This is a genomic window from Thermoanaerobacter wiegelii Rt8.B1 (assembly GCF_000147695.2).
Lineage (GTDB): Bacteria > Bacillota > Thermoanaerobacteria > Thermoanaerobacterales > Thermoanaerobacteraceae > Thermoanaerobacter > Thermoanaerobacter ethanolicus.
On the sequence record NC_015958.1, the window covers coordinates 2303317 to 2325132 of the forward strand.

The 21816-nt window shown below is 36.2% G+C and carries 23 protein-coding genes, 1 tRNA gene and 2 other annotated features; of the genes, 1 reads left to right on the plus strand and 23 read right to left on the minus strand.

Translation table 11 applies throughout. The features are described 5' to 3' along the window. Window positions 1-7: 7 nt before the first annotated feature. From rpoB to THEWI_RS11420, 23 genes are all read right to left on the minus strand, one after another. Window positions 8-3727, minus strand: a complete 3720-nt coding sequence (gene rpoB / locus THEWI_RS11315; RefSeq protein WP_014063495.1) for a DNA-directed RNA polymerase subunit beta — start codon at window positions 3725-3727, stop codon at window positions 8-10. Window positions 3728-3947: 220 nt separating this feature from the next. Then, window positions 3948-4325 (minus strand): 50S ribosomal protein L7/L12, encoded by a 378-nt coding sequence (gene rplL, locus THEWI_RS11320; RefSeq protein WP_014063496.1) that lies wholly within the window; start codon window positions 4323-4325, stop codon window positions 3948-3950. A gap of 37 nt (window positions 4326-4362) precedes the next feature. Then, entirely contained in the window at window positions 4363-4896 is a 534-nt protein-coding gene (rplJ, locus tag THEWI_RS11325; protein WP_014063497.1) for a 50S ribosomal protein L10, read from the minus strand. A 13-nt stretch (window positions 4897-4909) separates the two neighbouring features. Continuing rightward, window positions 4910-5032, minus strand: a sequence feature (ribosomal protein L10 leader region). 47 nt (window positions 5033-5079) lie between these two features. Beyond that, window positions 5080-5772, minus strand: a complete 693-nt coding sequence (gene rplA / locus THEWI_RS11330) for a 50S ribosomal protein L1 (protein WP_003870273.1) — start codon at window positions 5770-5772, stop codon at window positions 5080-5082. Between the two features lie 46 nt (window positions 5773-5818). Beyond that, window positions 5819-6241, minus strand: coding sequence for a 50S ribosomal protein L11 (rplK, locus tag THEWI_RS11335; protein ID WP_003868695.1), 423 nt, complete (start codon window positions 6239-6241; stop codon window positions 5819-5821). Window positions 6242-6287: 46 nt separating this feature from the next. Beyond that, a complete protein-coding gene (nusG, locus tag THEWI_RS11340; protein WP_003868694.1) occupies window positions 6288-6812 on the minus strand; it encodes a transcription termination/antitermination protein NusG in 525 nt (174 codons plus the stop codon). 32 nt (window positions 6813-6844) lie between these two features. Further along, window positions 6845-7042, minus strand: a complete 198-nt coding sequence (gene secE / locus THEWI_RS11345; protein WP_003870275.1) for a preprotein translocase subunit SecE — start codon at window positions 7040-7042, stop codon at window positions 6845-6847. 29 nt (window positions 7043-7071) lie between these two features. Further along, complete coding sequence (gene rpmG / locus THEWI_RS14015; protein WP_004402360.1) at window positions 7072-7221, minus strand: 50S ribosomal protein L33; 150 nt, start codon at window positions 7219-7221, stop codon at window positions 7072-7074. A gap of 184 nt (window positions 7222-7405) precedes the next feature. Continuing rightward, window positions 7406-8608, minus strand: coding sequence for an elongation factor Tu (tuf, locus tag THEWI_RS11350; RefSeq protein ID WP_003870265.1), 1203 nt, complete (start codon window positions 8606-8608; stop codon window positions 7406-7408). A gap of 133 nt (window positions 8609-8741) precedes the next feature. Further along, window positions 8742-8817: transfer RNA gene (locus THEWI_RS11355), tRNA-Thr, on the minus strand. Between the two features lie 61 nt (window positions 8818-8878). Continuing rightward, a complete protein-coding gene (gene sigH, locus THEWI_RS11360) occupies window positions 8879-9523 on the minus strand; it encodes an RNA polymerase sporulation sigma factor SigH (protein WP_004404857.1) in 645 nt (214 codons plus the stop codon). 81 nt (window positions 9524-9604) lie between these two features. Further along, window positions 9605-10111 (minus strand): NYN domain-containing protein, encoded by a 507-nt coding sequence (locus tag THEWI_RS11365; protein WP_014063498.1) that lies wholly within the window; start codon window positions 10109-10111, stop codon window positions 9605-9607. After that, window positions 10111-10854, minus strand: a complete 744-nt coding sequence (gene rlmB / locus THEWI_RS11370; protein WP_014063499.1) for a 23S rRNA (guanosine(2251)-2'-O)-methyltransferase RlmB — start codon at window positions 10852-10854, stop codon at window positions 10111-10113. The genes THEWI_RS11365 and rlmB overlap by 1 nt, the downstream gene beginning before the upstream one ends. Before the next feature lie 9 nt (window positions 10855-10863). Further along, entirely contained in the window at window positions 10864-11292 is a 429-nt protein-coding gene (locus THEWI_RS11375; protein WP_003870683.1) for a Mini-ribonuclease 3, read from the minus strand. Beyond that, window positions 11277-12677: a cysteine--tRNA ligase gene (gene cysS / locus THEWI_RS11380; RefSeq protein ID WP_004404864.1), complete on the minus strand. Its 1401-nt coding sequence runs from the start codon at window positions 12675-12677 to the stop codon at window positions 11277-11279. Before cysS ends, THEWI_RS11375 begins: the two co-directional genes overlap by 16 nt. Continuing rightward, window positions 12664-13329 carry a serine O-acetyltransferase gene (gene cysE, locus THEWI_RS11385; protein WP_003870685.1) on the minus strand — a complete coding sequence of 222 codons (666 nt, stop codon included), beginning with the start codon at window positions 13327-13329 and terminating at the stop codon, window positions 12664-12666. Before cysE ends, cysS begins: the two co-directional genes overlap by 14 nt. Before the next feature lie 34 nt (window positions 13330-13363). Continuing rightward, window positions 13364-13579, minus strand: a binding site (T-box leader). Further along, a complete protein-coding gene (gene gltX, locus THEWI_RS11390) occupies window positions 13577-15034 on the minus strand; it encodes a glutamate--tRNA ligase (protein ID WP_006569574.1) in 1458 nt (485 codons plus the stop codon). Its footprint overlaps the feature before it by 3 nt. 333 nt (window positions 15035-15367) lie before the next feature. After that, complete coding sequence (locus THEWI_RS11395) at window positions 15368-15607, minus strand: hypothetical protein (RefSeq protein WP_003870687.1); 240 nt, start codon at window positions 15605-15607, stop codon at window positions 15368-15370. A 93-nt stretch (window positions 15608-15700) separates the two neighbouring features. Next, window positions 15701-17413 carry a proline--tRNA ligase gene (locus THEWI_RS11400; protein WP_006569576.1) on the minus strand — a complete coding sequence of 571 codons (1713 nt, stop codon included), beginning with the start codon at window positions 17411-17413 and terminating at the stop codon, window positions 15701-15703. Window positions 17414-17457: 44 nt separating this feature from the next. Continuing rightward, window positions 17458-17955: a 2-C-methyl-D-erythritol 2,4-cyclodiphosphate synthase gene (ispF, locus tag THEWI_RS11405; protein ID WP_014063500.1), complete on the minus strand. Its 498-nt coding sequence runs from the start codon at window positions 17953-17955 to the stop codon at window positions 17458-17460. Beyond that, a complete protein-coding gene (locus THEWI_RS11410) occupies window positions 17948-19192 on the minus strand; it encodes a lipase family alpha/beta hydrolase (protein ID WP_006569577.1) in 1245 nt (414 codons plus the stop codon). Before THEWI_RS11410 ends, ispF begins: the two co-directional genes overlap by 8 nt. Before the next feature lie 66 nt (window positions 19193-19258). Beyond that, the gene (gene ispD / locus THEWI_RS11415) at window positions 19259-19942 is read right to left on the minus strand and encodes a 2-C-methyl-D-erythritol 4-phosphate cytidylyltransferase (RefSeq protein ID WP_006569578.1); all 684 of its coding nucleotides are present in this window, start codon (window positions 19940-19942) and stop codon (window positions 19259-19261) included. Window positions 19943-20024: 82 nt separating this feature from the next. Further along, complete coding sequence (locus tag THEWI_RS11420; protein WP_003868426.1) at window positions 20025-21128, minus strand: PIN/TRAM domain-containing protein; 1104 nt, start codon at window positions 21126-21128, stop codon at window positions 20025-20027. 282 nt (window positions 21129-21410) lie between these two features. Between THEWI_RS11420 and THEWI_RS11425 the strand changes: the two genes are divergently transcribed. Then, the gene (locus THEWI_RS11425) at window positions 21411-21806 is read left to right on the plus strand and encodes a nucleoside triphosphate pyrophosphohydrolase family protein (protein WP_003870691.1); all 396 of its coding nucleotides are present in this window, start codon (window positions 21411-21413) and stop codon (window positions 21804-21806) included. Window positions 21807-21816 lie beyond the last annotated feature (10 nt).

Below are 21816 nucleotides of genomic sequence, written 5' to 3' on the forward strand. Positions count from 1 at the left end.
TAACTAATTAAATGTCAAAATCTTCGTCAATCATCAAATCGTCATTTTCTATATCAAAACTATCTGGCTCAAAATCAATATCCTCTGGCAGTTCTTCAATCTCTTCTTCAAAGCCTTCTTCGTAGCTTTCATCATACACTTCTTCTGGTGGCGTATCTTCGCGGCCTTCTATATTGATATTAAGAGTAGCATCTGGCACATCAGAATCGTCATCATCTTCAAATTCTTTTAATGGAATTTCTTGATTATCTTCTGTGATAACTTTGACATCTAATGCTAAGCTTTGAAGTTCCTTAACCAATACCTTAAAGGATTCAGGAATACCTGGTTCTGGTATGTTTTCACCCTTGACAATAGCTTCATAGGTTTTTACACGACCTGATACATCGTCAGATTTCACAGTCAAAATCTCTTGTAAAGTGTGAGCTGCACCATATGCCTCTAATGCCCATACTTCCATCTCACCAAATCTCTGTCCACCAAACTGAGCTTTTCCACCCAAAGGTTGCTGAGTAACCAAAGAATATGGTCCAGTAGACCTTGCATGCATCTTATCATCAACAAGATGGTGAAGTTTCAGCATGTACATATAACCTACTGTAACTTTATTATCAAAAGGCTCGCCTGTTCTTCCATCGTACAATTGCACCTTGCCGTCAGGAGAAAAACCCGATTTAGCTAAAAGCTCTTGTATGTCTTCTTCTGTTGCTCCATCAAAAACAGGTGTAGCAATCTGCCATCCCAATGCTTTTGCAACAAGACCCAAGTGAACTTCTAAAACCTGACCAATGTTCATACGGGATGGAACACCTAATGGGTTTAAGCATATCTGCAAAGGGGTACCGTCTGGCAAAAACGGCATATCTTCTACTGGAAGTATCCTTGAAATAACACCCTTGTTACCGTGGCGCCCTGCCATTTTGTCTCCAACAGAAATTTTCCTCTTTTGAGCAACAAATACTCTTACCATCTGGTTGACTCCTGGTGGCAATTCATCACCATTTTCTCTGGAATAAACTTTAACATCTACTACTATACCTGACTCACCGTGAGGAACACGCAAAGAAGTATCTCTTACTTCTCTTGCCTTTTCTCCAAAAATAGCTCTTAAAAGTCTTTCCTCAGCTGTAAGTTCAGTCTCACCTTTTGGAGTAACTTTACCTACCAATATGTCACCAGCGGTAACTTCTGCACCTATACGTATTATTCCTCTCTCGTCTAAATCTTTTAAAGCATCTTCGCCTACATTCGGTATTTCTCTCGTTATCTCTTCTGGACCTAATTTCGTATCTCTTGCTTCTGCATCATACTCCTCAATGTGAATAGAAGTTAAAGAATCATCTCTAACCAATTCTTCACTTATCAAAATAGCATCTTCATAGTTGTAACCTTCCCAAGGCATAAATCCTACTAAGACATTTTTCCCAAGTGCAAGTTCACCGTGGTCAGTAGAAGGTCCATCGCATATAACTTGCCCTTTTTTCACTTCATCTCCTTCATTTACAATAGGCCTTTGGTTTATACAAGTTCCCTGGTTTGACCTCTTAAATTTAAGTAAATTATACTCATCCCTTCTACCGTCCTTTGTTCTAATTACAACTTTATCAGCAGCAACTTTTTCCACTACTCCATCGTTTTTCGCTAATACTACTACACCAGAATCAACAGCTGCCTTATATTCTATACCCGTTCCAATTATTGGCGCTTCAGGTTTTATAAGGGGTACTGCTTGCCTCTGCATGTTAGACCCCATCAAGGCTCTATTCGCATCATCATTTTCCAAGAAAGGTATCATAGAAGTAGCAACAGACACTATCTGTTTTGGTGAAACGTCCATGAAGTCCACTTCTGTTGGAGGTACAGCTATTATCTCTTCTTTTAATCTACATACCACTTTCTCATTAATAAACCTGTTGTTTTCATCTAATGGTTCGTTAGCTTGAGCTATAATATATTCATCTTCTTCATCTGCAGTCATATATACAATTTCATCTGTAACTGTACCAGTAGTTTTATCTACTCTCCTATATGGAGCTTCAATAAATCCATATTCATTTACACGAGCATAGGTAGTCAAAGATCCAATCAAACCGATATTAGGTCCTTCAGGAGTCTCAATTGGACATATCCTTCCATAGTGAGAATAATGAACGTCTCTTACTTCAAAACCCGCTCTTTCTCTACTAAGTCCTCCAGGACCTAAAGCACTTACTCTTCTCTTATGAGTAAGTTCTGCCAAAGGGTTAGTTTGGTCCATAAATTGAGAAAGCTGGGAGCTTCCAAAAAACTCTCTAATGGCTGCTACAACTGGGCGAATGTTTATAAGGTTTTGAGGAGTAATTTCATTCACATCTTGGATTGTCATTCTTTCTTTGACTACTCTTTCTAATCTCGCAAGTCCAATTCTAAATTGGTTTTGCAATAATTCCCCTACAGACCGCAGTCTCCTATTTCCTAAATGATCTATATCATCTATTGAACCTATTCCATGAGTTAAATTTAATTGGTAACTTATAGTGGCTATAATGTCATCTTTAGTAATGTGCTTAGGAACAAGTTCATCCATTCTATTTTTTATTTCGTTTATTACCGCCTCTTCATCAGAGAAATTGTCAAGTATTTCTTTTAATATACTTAAATTTACTGCTTCTTTTATATTTAAGCTAGATACATCATAAGGCATTGGATATTTATTTATATCCACCGTATTATTGCCTATTACTTTTACTACTTTACCCTCTACTAACACTTCTACTACATTTATGCCGCAATTTTGAATTTCTTCTGCCTTTTCTTTTGAAATTTTCTCTCCTTCTTCTACTAATATCTCACCTGTAACAGGGTTGACAATCTTTTTTGCACTCTTTAAGTTTGCAATTCTCATTTTTAACGCAAGTTTTTTATTAAATTTATAGCGTCCAACTTTTGCTAAATCATACCTTTTTGCATCAAAAAATAATGCATACAAAAGGCTTTTAGCACTCTCGACAGTAGGCGGCTCCCCCGGTCTTAATCTCTTATAAATTTCTATTAAAGCCTCTTCTTCAGATTTTGTAGTATCTTTATCTAAAGTAGCTTTTAATTTTTCCTCTTCCCCTAAAAGGTCAAGAATTTGAATATCAGTACTATAACCCAAAGCCCTTAATAATACAGTAATTGGAACTTTTCTTGTTCTGTCAATTCTAACATATACTATATCATTGGAATCTTCTTCATATTCTAGCCAAGCGCCTCTATTTGGAATTACAGTTGCAGAAATTAATTTTTTCCCAAATTTATCAAATTGTTGTTCATAATAGACTCCTGGAGACCTAACCAATTGGCTTACAATTACACGTTCTGCGCCATTTATAATAAAAGTACCCTTTTCTGTCATTAAAGGGAAATCTCCCATAAATACTTCAGATTCCTTAATTTCCCCAGTCTCTCTGTTGGTGAGGCGTACTTTGACTTTCATCGGCACAGCATATGTAGTATCTCTGTCTTTACATTCTTCTACTGAATACTTGGGGTTATTTTCTAATCGATAATCAACAAATTCTAAAGCCAAATTCCCCGTAAAGCTCTCTATTGGGGAAATTTCTCTAAAGACTTCTCTCAATCCCTCCTCTAAAAACCATTTGTAGGACTTCTTTTGAACTTCAATAAGGTCGGGCATTTCTAATACTTCGTCGATCTTGGCAAAGCTCATTCTTGTCTTGTTGCCCACTTGTACAGGACGTACCATCCATTTCACCCCTTAAAAAATGTAAATTACCAAAAGTTTTCAACTTTTGGATTGTGCACAAAAGAACCCTATTTTACCATTATTATTCACCAACAGTCGTCCTCTTATACATATATTAACAAATAAAAAAGGCCACTATTAATGCAATTTATTATAATAGCACAAGTGAAGATTTATGTCAACAATTCCCCATAAAAAAATAAGGGCAAAATTTTTGCCCTTATTTTATTTCTACTTTTGCACCAACTTCTTCGAATTTTGCTTTGATTTGATTTGCTTCGTCTTTGCTTACTCCTTCTTTAACTGGCTTTGGAGCACTTTCTACTAAATCTTTTGCTTCTTTTAGTCCTAAGCCTGTTACTTCTCTCACAACCTTGATAACTTTTATCTTGTCGCTACCTACTTCTTGTAAAATAACATCAAATTCCGTTTTTTCTTCAGCTGGTGCTGCTGCTGGTACTCCAGCTGCTGGAGCTGCTGCAACTGCTACAGGAGCTGCCGCAGATACGCCAAATTCCTCCTCTAAAGCTTTTACCAATTCAGCTAATTCTAGAACTGTCATATTTTTTATGGCTTCCAAAATTTCCTCTTTGTTCATTTTCTCTACCTCCATCTTAAAATTTTTATTTTTGTTTTCAAGCTTCAGCTTGCTTTTTCTCTTTCACTGCATTTAAAGCATATACAAGACTTCTCAACGTGCCAGACAACACGAAAACGAGGTTGGTAATAGGAGCTTTCATGCTGCCCAAAGCTTTCGCCACAAGCTCTTCCCTTGAAGGAAGCTCTGCCAAAGCCTTAATTTCTTCAACTGTCACTAACTTCCCATTTACAAGACCTGCTTTTAACTCAATTCCCTTGTGGTCTTTCATAAATTCCACAAGAACTTTAGCAGGCGCAACAGGGTCATCATATCCAAAAGCTACAGAAGTCGGCCCTTCAAAATATTTAATTAAATCATCTCCATAGCCTAGTTCCTTAGCTGCAATAGTCATTAAAGTATTTTTGTAGACTTTGTACTCAGAATTAGCTTCTCTAAATTTGCGTCTTAATATAGTATCATCTTCTACAGTCAAGCCACTAAAGTTTGAAAAAATCACTGTTTGTGCTCGTGACAATTTGTCTTTAAACTCTGCTACGATTTGTTGCTTTTTCTCTTTTGCTGTGCCCACCTTCCCACCTCCTTAAAAAATTTAAAAAGGATCCCGTAGACACGAGGATCCCTTTTGGGAATTTATTTTTAAAAACCTCGGTGGGATTTACGTGCAAAAGCACACCCACTGTCTACGGTCTTTTTATTCAATTTCAACGTCACTTATTATACCTTACATCTTTTTGTCTGTCAACAACTTTTATTAAAAAATCTTTAAAGGATTAACCTTCACACCTGGTCCCATTGTAGAAGATAACACTACACTTTTGATGTATTGTCCTTTTGCGGCTGCTGGTTTGGACTTGATTATAGCATCCATAACTGCTCTGAAGTTTTCTAATAACTTCTCTTTCCCAAAGGATTTTTTCCCTATAGGAACGTGAATTATACCTGCTTTATCCACCCTGTACTCAATCTTACCAGCTTTAATTTCTTTAATAGCTTTTTCTAAATCAAAAGTCACAGTACCTGATTTAGGGTTTGGCATTAATCCTTTTGGACCTAATATTTTACCTAATCTCCCTACAGCTCCCATCATATCAGGAGTTGCAACTACAACATCATAATCAAACCAATTTTCATTTTGAATTTTTGCAACTAATTCTTCTGCTCCCACATAATCAGCACCTGCTGCTTCTGCTTCTTTAGCTTTTTCCCCTTTTGCAAAAACTAATACTTTCACACTTTTTCCTGTTCCGTGAGGAAGCACTACTGTACCTCTTACCTGTTGGTCAGCATGTCTTGGGTCAACACCTAGTCTTACAGCTAAATCAATTGTTTCGTCAAAATTTGCCTTTGCAGTTTTCAAAACAATATCTATTGCTTCATCACTGGAATACTGCTGTGTTTTGTCATATAACTTTAAGCTCTCTAAATATTTTTTCCCACGTTTCATTTTCTAACCTCCTTGTGGTATTATCGGACTTTCCTCCCACTTATTTTTATACAATCTCTATACCCATGCTTCTTGCAGTACCTGCTATCATCCGCATAGCAGCCTCTATATCAGAAGCATTTAAGTCTTTCATCTTGATTTCAGCAATTTCTCTAAGCTGCTCCCTTGTAATTTTTCCTACTTTTTGTTTGTTAGGTTGCGGAGAACCTGACTCTATTCCAGCTGCCTTTTTGAGTAGCACAGCTGCTGGTGGAGTTTTAGTTATAAAACTAAATGACCTGTCTGCATATATTGTAATAACAACAGGAATTATTAGCCCTGCGTCTTTGGCTGTCCTTTCATTGAACTCTTTACAAAAAGCCATTATATTAACACCGTGAGGTCCTAAAGCAGTACCTACTGGTGGCGCAGGAGTAGCTTTTCCCGCTGGCAACTGTATTTTTACAACTGCTGCCACTTTCTTTGCCATGATTACACCTCCTTACCAAATTAAAATAGCTTATGAGTTTCTACTTTTATATTTTTTGAAGTTGTACAAGGTCAAATTCAACCGGTGTCTCTCTCCCAAACATGGAAATTAAAACTTTCGCCTTTTGTCTTTCTGGATAAATCTCTTGAACTACTCCAATAAAATTCTCAAAAGGCCCAGAAATAACCCTGACAGTATCTTTTACATTAAGGTCAACTGCAGTTGGAATCTCTTTTATACCTAAAGCTCTAACTTCCGCTTCAGTTAATGGTACAGGTTTAGATCCAGGGCCTACAAATCCTGTAACACCCCTGGTATTTCGCACAACGTACCAAGTATCATCTGTCATAACCATTTTCACCAAAACGTAACCCGGGAAAATCTTTCTCTCGACAGTTTTCTTTTTACCGTCTTTAATCTCAACAACTTTTTCCGTAGGTACGATGATTTGGTGAATTAAATGCTGCAAATTCCTATTCTCTACAATTTTCTCTAAATTAGCCTTAACTTTGTTTTCATATCCAGAATAGGTATGAACCACATACCACTTTGCATTTTCTTTTTCTGGCATAGTCAACCTCTGGGGACTCGCCCCAACCTCCTTTAAACTTTAATAATGAGCTTTAATAGATAACTAAAAACTGAGTCAATCAAAAAAATGAATACTGTAAAAAGAGCTACTACTATTAATACAATTTCCGTATAAGTTATCATAGTTTCTCTGCTTGGCCATGTCACCTTTTTCATTTCTGCCCTTACATCTTTGAAAAACTTGACAATTTTTCTTCCTTCACCGGCCATTTCCTCACATCCTCTTAAAGTTTTAAAAACTACTTAGTCTCTCTATGCAAGGTATGCTTTTTGCAGAATTTGCAGTATTTCATTAATTCTAACCTATCAGGGTCATTCTTCTTATTTTTTGTCGTATGATAGTTTCTATTCTTACACTCAGTACATGCCAATGTAATTTTTACTCTCAATTATTACACCTCCCGGTGATTCGACTGCTTAGTCAAATTTATCATAAATATAACTTCTTGTCAATCACCAAAAACAAAAAGTCTGTGTCAAAGATTTGTAGGTAGCTCATTAGTTGACATTTTGCACAGTTTGCTAAAGCATTGATTTAACTCAAAAGAAGCCAGGTTTGAACCCGGCTTCTCTTTACTCTATGATAGCTGACACGACGCCAGCACCTACTGTACGGCCGCCTTCTCTTATAGCAAACTTCAAACCTTCTTCCATCGCTATCGGTGTTATTAACTCTACTTTTATCGTTACGTGGTCCCCTGGCATTACCATCTCTACTCCATCCGGTAAGTTTATTACACCTGTCACGTCTGTCGTCCTAAAGTAAAATTGTGGCCTGTATCCATTGAAAAATGGTGTGTGCCTTCCTCCTTCTTCCTTCGTCAATACGTAAACTTGTGCCTCAAATTTCGTGTGCGGCTTTATCGTCCCTGGCTTCGCTAATACTTGCCCTCTCTCTACTTCGTCCCTCTGTACTCCTCTTAATAATACTCCTATGTTGTCTCCTGCTTGCGCCTCATCCAGTGTCTTCCTGAACATCTCTACCCCTGTTACTACTGTCTTCCTTGATTCCGTCGTCAATCCTATTATCTCTACTTCGTCTCCTACCTTTACCTTCCCTCTCTCTACTCTCCCTGTCGCAACAGTTCCTCTTCCTGTTATCGTAAATACGTCCTCTACTGGCATTAAGAATGGCTTGTCTATGTCTCTCTCCGGTGTCGGTATATATTCGTCTACTACATCCATTAACTGCCATATCTTCCCGCACCATTCGCACTCTCTCTTGCCACATCCACACTCTAATGCCTTAAGTGCTGACCCTACTACTATCGGTGTGTCATCCCCCGGAAACTCATATTCATTCAATAATTCCCTTACTTCCATCTCTACTAATTCTATTAATTCTGGATCGTCTACCATGTCTGCCTTGTTTAAAAATACTACTATATATGGCACTCCTACCTGCCTCGCCAATAATATGTGTTCCCTCGTCTGTGGCATCGGTCCGTCTGCTGCTGATACTACTAATATCGCCCCGTCCATCTGTGCTGCCCCTGTTATCATGTTCTTTACATAGTCAGCATGACCTGGACAGTCTACGTGCGCATAGTGCCTCTTCTCTGTCTCATATTCTACGTGAGTCGTGTTTATCGTTATTCCCCTTGCTCTCTCCTCCGGCGCCTTGTCTATCTCGTCATATCCCTTCGCCTCTGCCATTCCTGCCTTCGATAATACCATCGTTATCGCTGCTGTCAACGTCGTCTTACCATGGTCTACGTGACCTATCGTCCCTACGTTTACGTGGGGCTTCTTCCTCTCAAATTTTTGCTTCGCCATCCTCTTTTCCTCCTTTACTTCAATAAACTTGTCCTGGTGTTTCTTAAAATTGTGTCATAAAAGTAACCCTTTATAAATTAATAGGATTAAAAAGCACAACTTCTATGATAAAAAAAAACATCAATAACAAAATTGGAGCCCGCGACCGGGATCGAACCGGTGACCTCCGCCTTACCAAGGCGACGCTCTGCCTACTGAGCTACGTGGGCAAAAGGGAATATCACGACTCCGATTTTTGATTTTACTATAAAGTCTTCTAAATGTCAATAGTTAGCTGTTTCTCATTTCAAGATATCTTTCTAATTTTCTTTTTACACGCTGTAAAGCATTGTCTATAGATTTAACATGCCTGTTTAAATCTTCAGCAATTTCTTGATATGATTTACCATCCAAATATGATACCAAGACCTCCCACTCTAATCCACTCAATAATTCTTCCATCTTGCTCTCAATGTTAACGTATTCCTCTTTGCTTATTATTAACTCTTCAGGGTCGGCAATGCATTGGGTAGAAACAACGTCCATAAGAGTCCTATCAGATTCTTCATCAAAGATGGGCTTATTGAGGGAAACATAAGAATTAAGCGGTATGTGTTTCTGTCTTGTTGCGGTTTTAATTGCAGTAATAATTTGACGAGTCACACATAATTCCGCAAAAGCTTTGAAAGAGGTGAGCTTGTCACTTTTGTAATCTCGAATTGCTTTATAAAGGCCTATCATTCCTTCTTGAATAATGTCTTCCTTATCGGCACCTACTAAAAAATAGGCACGAGCTTTTGCTTTTACAAAACTTTTATACCTTTCAATAAGGTACTCTAAAGCAACTTCGTCTCCTTTTTGAGCTCTAAAAACGACCTCCTCCTCTTCCATTTGGTCATATGGTTGATAGTAATCCTGCTGCGCCCCAGATTTCACGAATACCGCCCCCATTTATTATTCCGGCAACTTTATACGTTATAATTATACATTATATTGGTAAAGGTAGTCAAGCTAATTTTAACTGTTTTCTGCCATTTTGCGCAGTTTTTTTACTATTTCATTATCAAGTCGCTCTTCCAAATTGTCTTTATAAACTGTATTCACATAGCTTTTTTTATGTCTTTCAATATATCTATTCATTTCTTCATAAAGTTCTTTTGCAGACATTCTTATTGCACCATGAGCTAAAACCACCTGCTGCACAGTCCAATCGGAACTTACCACAACAACCTGTTCTTTTTTCGCTAATTCTACTACTTTTAACTCTATAAAGTGATCTGCCGATTCTCCTTCTTTTGTGTAAACAACCTCAATACCATTGATTTCTTCATGTTTTTCTAGACTTCCTTTTACATACATTGCATCAAAAACTAATATTATATTTATCCCCGAATATCCTTTAAAATCAGCCAACATATCTATTAACTTGTCCCGCGCATCTTCCAAGTTTTTTTGCGCTTTTTCTTTTAGTATCTGCCAGTTGTTTATTACATTATAGCCGTCTACCAACATGTACAAGGACATCACGCCTTACCTTTTCTTTTTGATACTACCTGATAAATCAAAATGGAGGCTGCTACAGAAGCATTTAAAGAATTTATTTTACCCTTCATCGGTATCTTAACCACAAAATCGCAATTTTGTAAAACCAATTTAGAAACCCCTTTTCCTTCACTGCCAATTACAATAGCAAGAGGAAAATCATAATCCAGCTCTTCAAAACTTTTTCCCGCATTTACATCTGTTCCAACAATCCATAAGCCTCTTTCTTTTAAACCTCGTATTGTATTGTTAATATTTGATACTTTTGCTATTCTCATATGTTCTACTGCTCCGGCAGAAGTTTTTACAACAGTAGCATTTACTCCTACAGCCCGCCTTTTTGGAATTATTATCCCATGGACTCCAAAAGCCTCTGCGCTTCTTATAATCGCACCCAAATTGTGAGGGTCTGTTATCTCATCTAATATCAACAAAAAAGGCTTTTCTTTCCTTTGTTCAGCATATTCCAAAAGGTCATCTACTTCGAAGTATTTATATACAGCACCTACAGCCACGACCCCTTGGTGATTTTGACTACCGGCTAGTTTACTTAAAATATCATTATCAGTAGTAGAAACTACAATACCTGCTTCTTTGGCAAGATTTATTATCTTTGAAATATTTCCTCCTGCTGTTTTAGAAACGTATATTTTTTCAATTTCCTTCCCACTTTTTATAGCTTCGATTACTGGATTTCTACCAAGAATTACATTCTGCTCTTCCATAATCATCACCTATTCTTCAATAACTTGTACAGAAAGCTCAAGAATGTTTTTTAATCTTTCAAATTCTCCTGCAAGATATAAATAACCTAGCAAAGCTTCAAATCCCGTAGCATACCTATAGGCCTGTACTTCTACTCCTTTAGGCATAGTATTAGACTTTACATTTCTTCCTCTTCTAACTACGTCTTTTTCCTCTTCTGTGAGAAAATCATAAATTCTTTTTACAGATTCTGCCTGAGATTTAGCTTTTACATACTTAACTGTCTCTTTGTGCAAAAAATTAACAGACCGATTTTCTTTTGCTGCAATCATGGTGCGAATGTATAAGCTATACACAGCATCTCCAATAAAAGCTAAAACAAGGGGGGATAAACTTAACACCCCCTTCTTCGTAAGCAACTCTGAATTTTCTAAAAACCCCATCATACTCTTTTCCATCTTACTCCCTCTGGCGTATCTTCCAAAATTATTCCCTTTTCTCTCAGTCTATCTCTTATTTCATCAGCTAACTTCCAATTCTTTTCTTTTCTTGCTTTTTGCCTTTCTTCTATTAAAGCAAGTATTTCTTCGTCATTGAGCTCAGTCTCCACGCCTCTGTAAGAAAGTCCTAAAACTTCTGAGAGTTTTAAAAACATATCTAAAATATATTCTACCAATTTCTTTGAAGAATTTCTACTGAGATTTGCATTGGAGGTTTTTGCCATTTCAAACAAAACTGATATGGCATCCGCAGTGTTAAAATCGTCATCCATTGCCTCTTCAAATTCTTTTTTATATTCTTCAAACTTTTCCATCAACTTCTTCTCTTCTTCATTTAATCCCCCATCCTTGCACACATTTGCCAAATGTTTTAAATTGGCCACTGCATTTAACAATCTTTCATAAGCAGAATTTGCCTGCTCCATTAAATCTAAACTAAAATTAATGGGGCTTCTGTAGTGAGCCATAAGCATAAAAAGTCTTAAAACTTCAGGATTGTATTTCTCTGTTATTTCTCTTACTGTAAAGAAATTCCCTTTAGATTTTGACATTTTTTCATTGTTTATATTTAAATACCCTATATGCATCCAATATTTAGAAAATGGTTGTTCATATGCTGCTTCACTCTGAGCAATTTCGTTCTCATGATGAGGAAAGACCAAATCAGGACCACCAGCATGGATATCTAAAGTTTTGCCCAAATATTTCGTAGACATAACAGAGCATTCTATATGCCATCCTGGCCTTCCCTTTCCCCATGGACTGTCCCACGCAGGTTCACCGGGCTTTTGAGCTTTCCAGAGAACAAAATCCAATGGATTTTTCTTTTCTTCATTTATCTCAATTCTTGCGCCTGCCTGCAATTCTTCTATATTTTTGTGAGAAAGCTTCCCGTAATCCTTAAATTTCGCAGTTTCAAAATAAACATTTCCATTTACCACATAAGCATATCCTTTGTCGATTAAAATCTTTATAAATTCGATTATATCTTCTATATGCTCTGTCGCTTTAGGATGAACTGTTGCTCTTTTTATACCCAAATTATCTGCATCTTTAAAATATTCGTCTATATATTTTTCCGCTACTTCTTTTGTAGTAACATTTTCTTCTTGGGCTCTTTTAATTATTTTATCGTCAATATCAGTAAAATTTTGAACGTAATTTACTTTATAACCTTTATATTCTAAATATCTTCTCACCGTATCAAATACAATAAAAGCCCTCGCATTTCCTATGTGGATGTAATTATATACAGTAGGTCCACAAACATACATGTTCACTATCTTATCATTTAAAGGTTCCAATTCTTCTTTTGTCCTTGAAAGAGTATTATACAGCTTCATCTTTCTCTTCCTTCCTTTCAATTAAAATTTGCTCTAACCTTTCAATCCTCTTTCTTAATTTTTGCAATTCCTCTTCCACAGGGTCAGGAAGTTTACCATGCTCTAAATCCACCACATATGGAGAAGCTATACGTATATTATCTTTTTTTACACAGCGAGCAGGTACTCCGACTACTGTGCTATTAGGTGGTACATCTTTTAAAACAACTGCACCCGCACCAATTTTAGAATTTTCTCCTACTACTATAGGGCCTAATACTTTCGCACCACTTCCTATAACCACATTATCTTTTATAGTAGGATGTCTTTTACCTTTTTCCTTTCCTGTACCTCCTAAAGTTACCCCTTGATATATTGTCACATTGTCACCAATCTCTGTAGTCTCCCCTATTACAACTCCCATACCGTGATCGATAAAAAATCTCCTACCTATCTTAGCACCGGGATGTATTTCAATCCCTGTGAGAAATCTATTAAACTGCGAAATAAGCCGGGGAATTAAAATTAAACCTTTTTTATGCAAATAGTGGGCAATTCTGTGTAGTATTATAGCGTGGAGCCCGGGATAACATAATATAACCTCCAGCACGCTTTTGGCAGCAGGGTCTCTTTCAAAAATAACTTGGATGTCTTCTTTTAAAGTTTTAAACATACCAAACACCTCCTTAAAAATTTACCCCCCTCATCTCAGAGACGAGGGGGGACTCCCGTGGTTCCACTCTGCTTGAGTTTTAAACTCCACTCATTTTAGATAACGGCAAAGGCCGGTAACCCCCTACTCAAAGTTCAGGGATACAGCTCGGAGATGCACTTCTTATAACATATCCTCGAGCTACTCGCAGCCTATGGTAGCTCTTCTCTGAAGGCTTATGTTATAATACTCTTCTCCTCATCGCTTTTTACTTTATTAAATTTATCGCTTTTTTAAGCCTATTTATCACTTTATCCTTCCCCAAAAGAGGAATAATCTTCACCAATTCAGGTCCATGGTCTTCTCCTGTTATTGCTACTCTGATTGGCATGAAAAATTCTTTCCCTTTTACATTCGTTTCTTTTTGCAATTTTTTAAGCAAATCTTTAACATATTCCTCTGTTATTTCATCAGCTTCCTCTATGGCTTTTTTAACTGCTTCTAGTACAGTTTTACTATTTGGACTATTCAATATTTTCATCGTTTCATCAGTATACTCAACTTCTTCTACGAAAAACATCTTAGCTTTCTCAGTAATTTGAGCCACATATTGGAGTCCATCTTTGTAAAGGAATATTACATCCTTTAGCCAATTATACATCACATCATCTATTTCGTCAATGTATCCTGCCGCTTTTAAATGAGGAATAGCCAAATCAACAATTCTCTCAATAGAACTTTTTTGTATGTATTGTTGATTCATCCAATTAAGCTTTTCAATGTCAAAAACAGGATTAGCACTGTGAATCCTTCTGAAATTAAATTTCTTTATTATTTCTTCTTTTGACATGATTTCTACATTATCCTCCGGTGACCAACTTAAAAGAGATAAAAAGTTAAACATAGCTTCTGGCAAATATCCCAATTCTCTATACTGGCCTATATAAGTATTCCCATGCCTTTTAGAAAGTTTAGTCCTATCTGGTCCCAATATTAAAGGTGCATGGGCAAACTTAGGAATTTCAAATCCTAAAGCCTTGTAAATGAGTATCTGCTTCGGAGTATTGTATATATGGTCTTCTCCTCTTATGACATGGGTAATCTTCATAAGAGCGTCATCTATTACAACTGCAAAATTGTAAGTAGGCATTCCGTCTGATTTGACAATTACCATGTCCCCGCCTAAAGTATCACTTTTTATTGTAATTTTTCCTTTTATCATGTCTTCAAACTCTATAACTTCATCGTCAGGAATAATAAACCTTATTACAGGTTTTCTTCCCTCTCTTATAAAGGCCTCTTCTTGCTCCTTTGTAAGATACCTACACCTTCCAGAATAACGAGGTATATCTCCTCTTTCTACTGCATTTCTTCTATCTTCTTCTAATTCCTCCGGAGTGCAATAGCATCTATATGCCTTTTTTTCTTCAATAAGTTTCTGGGCAAATTTATGATAAATTTCAAGTCTTTCACTTTGCCTATAAGGACCATAGGGACCTGGTTTGTCTGGCCCTTCGTCCCATTCTATACCTAACCACTCTAATTCTTTAAAGATTAATTCTTCAAACTCTTTTGAAGACCTTTCTAAGTCCGTGTCTTCAATCCTTAAAACAAAAGTAGCCCCTTCACTTCTAGAAAAAAGATAATTAAATAAAGCAGTTCTTATATTCCCTATATGAATAGCTCCAGTTGGGCTTGGCGCAAATCTAACTCTCAAATTGCTCATGTGTGTCACTCCATCCTTTTTTAGTTAATACTTTATACTAGATTTAATTATAACAAATTTTCCGCTTTTTAAATAGATGAAGTGACAATTGTGTGTGTAAAATTTTGTAGATTAGGTGACGTTTTGCGCAAAGCGCGCGACTTGACTGAACAGTTGCTAAACTTAGCGAGACCGAAAGATGAAGGCGGGGCCGGAGGCAAGGATGCCGGAGGCGGGCACCTGAGGCATGGAAGCCGATTGTGCCCGGAACCCCGCCGGAGTCTGAGGTCGAGCGTTAGTTTAGCCTGTGAGGTCACCAGAGCAAGTGGTGCAAAACGTCAGCTTTAAAAAACTTTATTTTAAATTCATGTATTTTACCTTCACTGTAGGAATAGCACTTAATTCCTCCGCCAATTCCTCCATAAATTTTTGTTCTCCTCTTACATTCAAAGTAATGAAACCGCTGCCATTTTGTGAATCATGTATTCCAAACCTTGCAATTATCTGGTCTCCGTGCTTTGTCAAAACTTCTTGAACTTTTGGGCCAAATTCGCTCCTTTTCTCCACACTAATACCCATTATATAAATATTCACAAGAGTCCCTCCTTTTTATCAACCTTTTGACAAATATTTTTTCACATACAAACTTTCTTTATGCAAAATAAGGGATTCCCTTCAAGGAACCCCTCACATCTTCTCTTTTATAATATTTTTCACCTTTTCCACAACATCAGAAATTTTTACCTCTTCTGCTTCTTCTTTTTCTCTCAATTTTATTTCCACTATTCCATCATCTACTTTTTTCCCTACTGTAATCCTTATAGGTATTCCTAACAAATCGGCGTCATTAAATTTGACACCAGCTCTCAAATCTCTATCATCTATTAAAACCTCTATTCCCTCTTTTTGCAAAGCAGCATATATATCTTCGGCTACTCGATTTTGAGCTTCATTAGAAACATTCACAGGTACTATAATCACATGATAAGGTGCAACACTCATAGGCCATATAATACCTTTCTCATCATGGTGTTGCTCTATAATAGCAGCAACCGTTCTATTAATTCCTATTCCATAGCAGCCCATTATAATTGGCTTTTCATTTCCCTCTTCATCTACATACTTAGCTCCTAATGCATCACTGTACTTTGTCCCCAACTTAAAAATATGTCCTACTTCTATACCTCTGTCAATTTTAAGCGGTGAACCACACCTTGGGCACTTATCTCCTTCAATAACATTCTTGATATCTGCCACAACATCAGCTTTAAAGTCTCTACCATAGTTGACATTTTTAATATGATAATCTGTCTCATTTGCTCCTACTATAAAATTCCTCATTTGCGGAATCTCATTATCTACTATTATCATTACTTCTCCTTTTAATCCTATAGGTCCTGCAAATCCCACTTTTGCTCCTGTAACCTTTTCAACTATTGATGCATCTGCCAATTCTAATTCCTCTTCTCTTATTCCTAAAATATTTAAAAGCTTTGTTTCGTTTAAGTCTCTATCTCCACGAACTAATGCTGCTATAACGTTGTCCTTTGCCTTGTATATAAGAGTTTTTACAAATTTATCAGGAGTAATTCCCAAAAAATTAACCAACTCTTCAATTGTTCTAACATTTGGTGTATATACTTTTTCTTTTGGCAACATCTCTTCATCTATTTCTTGGTTGATAAGGCATTCTGCCTTTTCCTCATTTGCAGCATAACCACAATTGTCACAGTAAGCTATTACTGCTTCCCCTACACCAGAAATTACCATAAACTCTTTTGAGTCTTTTCCTCCCATAGCACCTGAATCAGCTTCTACGACCAAATATTTAAGTCCACATCTATCAAATATTCGGCAGTAAGCCTCATACATTTTATTAAAGGACTTATCCAACCCTTCCCAATCCACATCAAAGCTGTAAGCGTCCTTCATTATAAATTCTCTACTTCTCATGACGCCAAATCTCGGGCGCCTTTCATCTCTAAACTTAGTTTGAATTTGATATAAAATAAGAGGAAGCTGCCTATAAGACTTCACTTCATTTCTAATAAGGTCTGTAAAAACCTCTTCGTGTGTAGGCCCTAAGCAAAAGTCCCTTTCATTTCTATCTTTTAGCTTAAACATCTCAGGGCCAAATACATCCCATCTTCCACTTTCTTTCAAAAGTTCTGCTGGAATAAGAGCAGACATTAATACCTCTTGACTGCCAGCTCTGTCCATCTCTTCTCTTACAATTTGCTCCACTTTTCTAAGTACCCTTTGTCCTAATGGCAAGTAAATATATACCCCTGAAGCCAATTTCCTCATCAATGCAGCCTTTAACATTAAAATATGGCTGGGAATTTCAGCTTCAGCAGGAATTTCTCTTAAAGTCGGAACTAACAGCTGCGATAGTCTCATTTTCATCCTCCTAAGTACATAATTTTAAGTAAATTTTATTTTACCTACTTTTTTATGTCAACACCTAATTCTTCTAAACTGACAATAACATAGGCTTTTATTCCCTCTTGTCTACCTGTAAAACCTAATCCTTCCTCTGTTTTTGCTTTTACATTTATTCTTTCTTTCTCAATTTTTAATAATTCCGATAATTTTATTCTTATTTGCTCTTTATGAGGAAATAACTTAGGCCTTTGCGCTACAATAATACAATCCACATTATTTACTCTGAATTTATTCTCTATTATTGCCAACACTTTTTTTAATAAAAGGCTACTATCAATATCTTTATAGGCTATCTCCGTATCAGGAAAGTGCTCCCCTATATCCCCTAAACCAGCTGCTCCTAAAATAGCATCAATTAAGGCGTGTATCAAAACATCTGCATCAGAATGGCCTGCCAAACCTTTATCATGGGGAATTTCTACTCCCCCCAGTATTAACTTTCTTCCTTTTTCAAACTTGTGGACGTCATATCCCAACCCTACTCTCACTTCAACCATCCTTTACTCTAAAATTCCCTTCTTTATCAACTTCTAAACTCATGCTTACACCTCTTGCAAAGCGAGATGTTTTAATCTTTTTTACAAAATTCCCCTTATTAGTCTCAATATATACCTCCGAAACAAAAGGCTCTCTTACAGAAATGCGATATTCTCCTTCAGGTTTTAAATTTAGATGCCATGTGTATTTTCCCAAGATATCATAACTTGTAGCATTTTTACTTCTGTCCAGCACCACAATTTTTTTGTCTGTTATCATGCTCAAATATGATACAACTTTTTCTAAAATAGAAACTTGTGGCCTTTCTTTAACACCCAATATTTGTTGCAAATAAGGAATAGAATCATTTAAAATCCCAATATGACCTGTTTTTACAATAAATTTTTCTCCTTCTACCCCTAACGCGCTCTTTTTAAGGACTGTACCGTCCCCTTTATCGTCCCTTATTACACCTACTGGCTTGCCATCTGGCCATACTATCTCACTTACTGGTTTTTCTACTTGAATAAACTTATTAGTATATATTCCATCTCCTGAAAAAACATAGATTTTCTTGACTCTGTCGTATAAAACTCCTACTTGCTCATTTAAACTATTCAAAAATTCATTTATAACTTTCATATACTCAATATTTTTAAACAAAATTTTATCATATCGAGTAGGATACATAAAAATATAATTCCCATATTCGCGAGAAGGCATTAAGTCTTTCACAGATGGGATATATTTTCTAATAACAGTTATGGCATCACTCTCTCCTTTTATTTTTGAAAAAATCCACAAAAACCCTTTAAAGAGCATGTTTATAAAATCATCATCCTCTGGGGCTACAGTACCCCCTTCCCAACCATAATAAGCATTTGCCGCTCCAAAATGGGGAGTAGCTAAAAATATCAATCTATCCACATCAAATTGATATTTATCGCTTTGAATATAACTTCTCGCCAAAAGTCCTCCCATGCTATGGCATATCAAATCTACTTTATGGCTGCCAGTCTTAGCTTTTGCCTCTTCAATAGTCAGTTTAAGGGTATCAACAGAATCCGGCACACTTTTCCACCATTCATAATAACATATAAATAGATTTTTCCCTTCTACTAAGCCTAATTTGCCCAAATTTTCTATAAAAGGATTATAAGCATAAGCCGCAGGACCAAAACTCCATATTTTCCCTAAAGGAGTTGGAGTAAAAATAGAACCAAACATACCGTGTACAAAAACTACAGGGTTATCCATAAAATCACCCTCATACAATTTAATAGAAAATTCTCTATTAAATTATATGAGGATTCGCGAAAAACGTTATTTTTTTAAAAAAGCCTCTGCTACAATCAAATCCTCGGGCGTAGTTATCTTTATATTTCTATAGTCCCCTTCAACTACTTTTACTTTATAACCCAATCTCTCCACTAATACTGTGTCATCTGTCCCCAAAAAACCATCCTCCAGTGCCTTTTGATGAGCTTTAATAATCAAATTCCTTTCAAATACCTGAGGGGTTTGAATTGCCCATAAATATTTTCTATCAGGGGTATTTAAAATAAAATTTTTCCCATCAACTACTTTTATAGTGTCTTTGACAGGTACTCCCAATGCTACTGCTTTATGCAAATAAGCTTCTTTTAAAGCTTTTATAACTGTTTCTTTCTCAATTAAAGGCCTTGCTCCATCATGAATTGCTATAATTTCGCAATCTACCTTTGTATTTGTAATTCCATTATAAACAGAATACTGCCTTTCACTACCTCCTTCTACTAATTTAATTGGTTTTTTGAAAATATACTTTTTTACTACATTTTCTTGGCAATATTCCATTTCTTCCTTTGATACAACAACAACAATTTCCTTAATCCAATCAATTTCATCAAAGGCTTTGAGAGAATAATACAAAACTGGTTTACCTGCTATAGTAAGGTATACTTTATTTACTGTGTGCCCCATTCTAATGCCTTTACCTGCCGCCACTACAACTGCACTTGCATTCATTTTCTCTACCTCACAAGTAAAATAATGCACACTCCAATTATATCATTTCCCCACAAAAAAACACAGGTTTCCCTGCGTTTTTTCATATAGCCTTTTCTTGTTCTGCTTGTTTGGGCTTTGCAAATATCATCCTCCCTGCGGCAGTTTGCAAAACACTAGTAACAAGCACTTCTATAGTATTACCTATGAATTTTTTACCACCGTCTACAACAATCATCGTGCCATCGTCCAAATAAGCAACTCCCTGCCCGGCCTCTTTGCCATCTTTAATAACTTGCACCACCATTTCTTCTCCAGGAAGAACAATTGGTTTTACCGCATTGGAAAGTTCATTTATATTCAAAACAGGGACCCTGTGAAATTCCGCTACTTTGTTTAAATTATAATCATTAGTTATTATTTTGCCTTTTAGCATTTGGGCAAGTTTCAAAAGTTTTGTATCTACTTCTGCCGCATCAATTTCCTTATCTACAATTTCCACTTTGATATTTAACTCATTCTGTATTTTATTTAAAACATCCAGTCCTCGTCTACCCCTATTTCTCTTTAAAGAATCAGAAGAATCCGCAATATGCCTTAATTCCTCTAATACAAAAGCCGGAATTATTAAAGGTCCTTCAATAAAGCCTGTCTTACATATGTCAAATATCCTGCCATCTATAATTACACTGGTATCCAAAATTTTTGGGATTCCACTATACTCGTTTTTAACAGTCTTTTGCGGTCCCAATTTTTTCATAAAGGAAAACACATTTAAAATATCTTCTTTTTTCTTTAAAGAAATTCTAATGCCTAAATACCCCAAAAATAAATTCAAAAGAATTGGCACTACTTTACCTACAATAAAAATAGAATAGAGAGGCGCGCTTAGCAAATTAGCCACAATAAGCCCTACTATTAACCCAAATGCTCCTATTAAAATTTCATCAATCGGCATATTCTGAAGTTTTGCTTCCAACCACTGTTCAAAGTCTTTCCCCCACTTTATAAATTTAGGAGAAATGACATAAAATATGATTCCACCTATTAAAGTACCTATAATATAAGCTATCACTGTTGAAAAATAATTTAACTGTATAGGCACAAAATTCTGGTCTTTTACAAGATCTAGCAAAAGCTTTGTCAATTCAAAACCCGCCGCCATTCCCAGTAATCCAATTCCACTTCTTATAATTTTATACAACACTTTTTCACCTCCTATCTCTATTATTGGCTATTTTTCACATTATTATAAGCAGTTTGGGGGAATAATTAAAAATATTTCACAATTTTTACACGTATAAAGTGGTTGTTAATTACAGTATACTACTTATGTAGATGGATTGTCAATTTAACAAAAGATTAAAATTACATTAATGCTATATAATGTATTTAAATGCCATTCTAAATATTGACATGGTAATGGTTTAAGTCTATAATAAAAGCAAGAGAAATCTTAAAAACTCATAGAACGGGAGTGGACAAAAAAATGAAGGATATTATTGTAGACGACCTTCAAAACACAGTAGATGAATACCTTCTGCGCCATAGAAGTATTATGGATATAATGACAAAAATACAAGAGAGCAGTGCCCGCATAAATAGAGCTGTTGCTAAATCAGTAACCGAGTGCGGTTGCATAAGGATAAATGCTAGCAAACAAGAAACTCCCCCGGATGCAACTTTGGAAGAGGCCCACAAATATTTCAAAACCCATCTTGAGGGCCAACTCTGTGAAAACTGTAAAGAAGTTATAGAAGCAGAAATAGGTAACAATATCTTTTACATAATCGCTTTGTGTAATGTTTTAGGACTTAATTTTTACGACATACTCCTAAAAAAACACAAAGAGTTAAACACTTTAGGCATATTTAACATGTTATAAAATAAGCGTC

Bases quoted from the DNA above. Each gene is read 5' to 3' on its own strand.
- cysE (WP_003870685.1), bottom strand. From the start codon at position 13,329: ATGTTTAAAACTTTAAAAGAAGACATCCAAGTTATTTTTGAAAGAGAC.
- rplK (WP_003868695.1), bottom strand. From the start codon at position 6,241: ATGGCAAAGAAAGTGGCAGCAGTTGTAAAAATACAGTTGCCAGCGGGA.
- THEWI_RS11400 (WP_006569576.1), bottom strand. From the start codon at position 17,413: ATGAGACTATCGCAGCTGTTAGTTCCGACTTTAAGAGAAATTCCTGCT.
- cysS (WP_004404864.1), bottom strand. From the start codon at position 12,677: ATGAAGCTGTATAATACTCTTTCAAGGACAAAAGAAGAATTGGAACCT.
- nusG (WP_003868694.1), bottom strand. From the start codon at position 6,812: ATGCCAGAAAAAGAAAATGCAAAGTGGTATGTGGTTCATACCTATTCT.
- THEWI_RS11425 (WP_003870691.1), top strand. From the start codon at position 21,411: ATGAAGGATATTATTGTAGACGACCTTCAAAACACAGTAGATGAATAC.
- rplA (WP_003870273.1), bottom strand. From the start codon at position 5,772: ATGAAACGTGGGAAAAAATATTTAGAGAGCTTAAAGTTATATGACAAA.
- tuf (WP_003870265.1), bottom strand. From the start codon at position 8,608: ATGGCGAAGCAAAAATTTGAGAGGAAGAAGCCCCACGTAAACGTAGGG.
- rlmB (WP_014063499.1), bottom strand. From the start codon at position 10,854: ATGGAAGAGCAGAATGTAATTCTTGGTAGAAATCCAGTAATCGAAGCT.
- THEWI_RS11365 (WP_014063498.1), bottom strand. From the start codon at position 10,111: ATGTCCTTGTACATGTTGGTAGACGGCTATAATGTAATAAACAACTGG.
- THEWI_RS11410 (WP_006569577.1), bottom strand. From the start codon at position 19,192: ATGGATAACCCTGTAGTTTTTGTACACGGTATGTTTGGTTCTATTTTT.
- THEWI_RS11375 (WP_003870683.1), bottom strand. From the start codon at position 11,292: ATGGAAAAGAGTATGATGGGGTTTTTAGAAAATTCAGAGTTGCTTACG.
- ispD (WP_006569578.1), bottom strand. From the start codon at position 19,942: ATGAATGCAAGTGCAGTTGTAGTGGCGGCAGGTAAAGGCATTAGAATG.
- gltX (WP_006569574.1), bottom strand. From the start codon at position 15,034: ATGAGCAATTTGAGAGTTAGATTTGCGCCAAGCCCAACTGGAGCTATT.
- rplL (WP_014063496.1), bottom strand. From the start codon at position 4,325: ATGAACAAAGAGGAAATTTTGGAAGCCATAAAAAATATGACAGTTCTA.
- ispF (WP_014063500.1), bottom strand. From the start codon at position 17,955: ATGGTTGAAGTGAGAGTAGGGTTGGGATATGACGTCCACAAGTTTGAA.
- rpoB (WP_014063495.1), bottom strand. From the start codon at position 3,727: ATGGTACGTCCTGTACAAGTGGGCAACAAGACAAGAATGAGCTTTGCC.
- secE (WP_003870275.1), bottom strand. From the start codon at position 7,042: ATGGCCGGTGAAGGAAGAAAAATTGTCAAGTTTTTCAAAGATGTAAGG.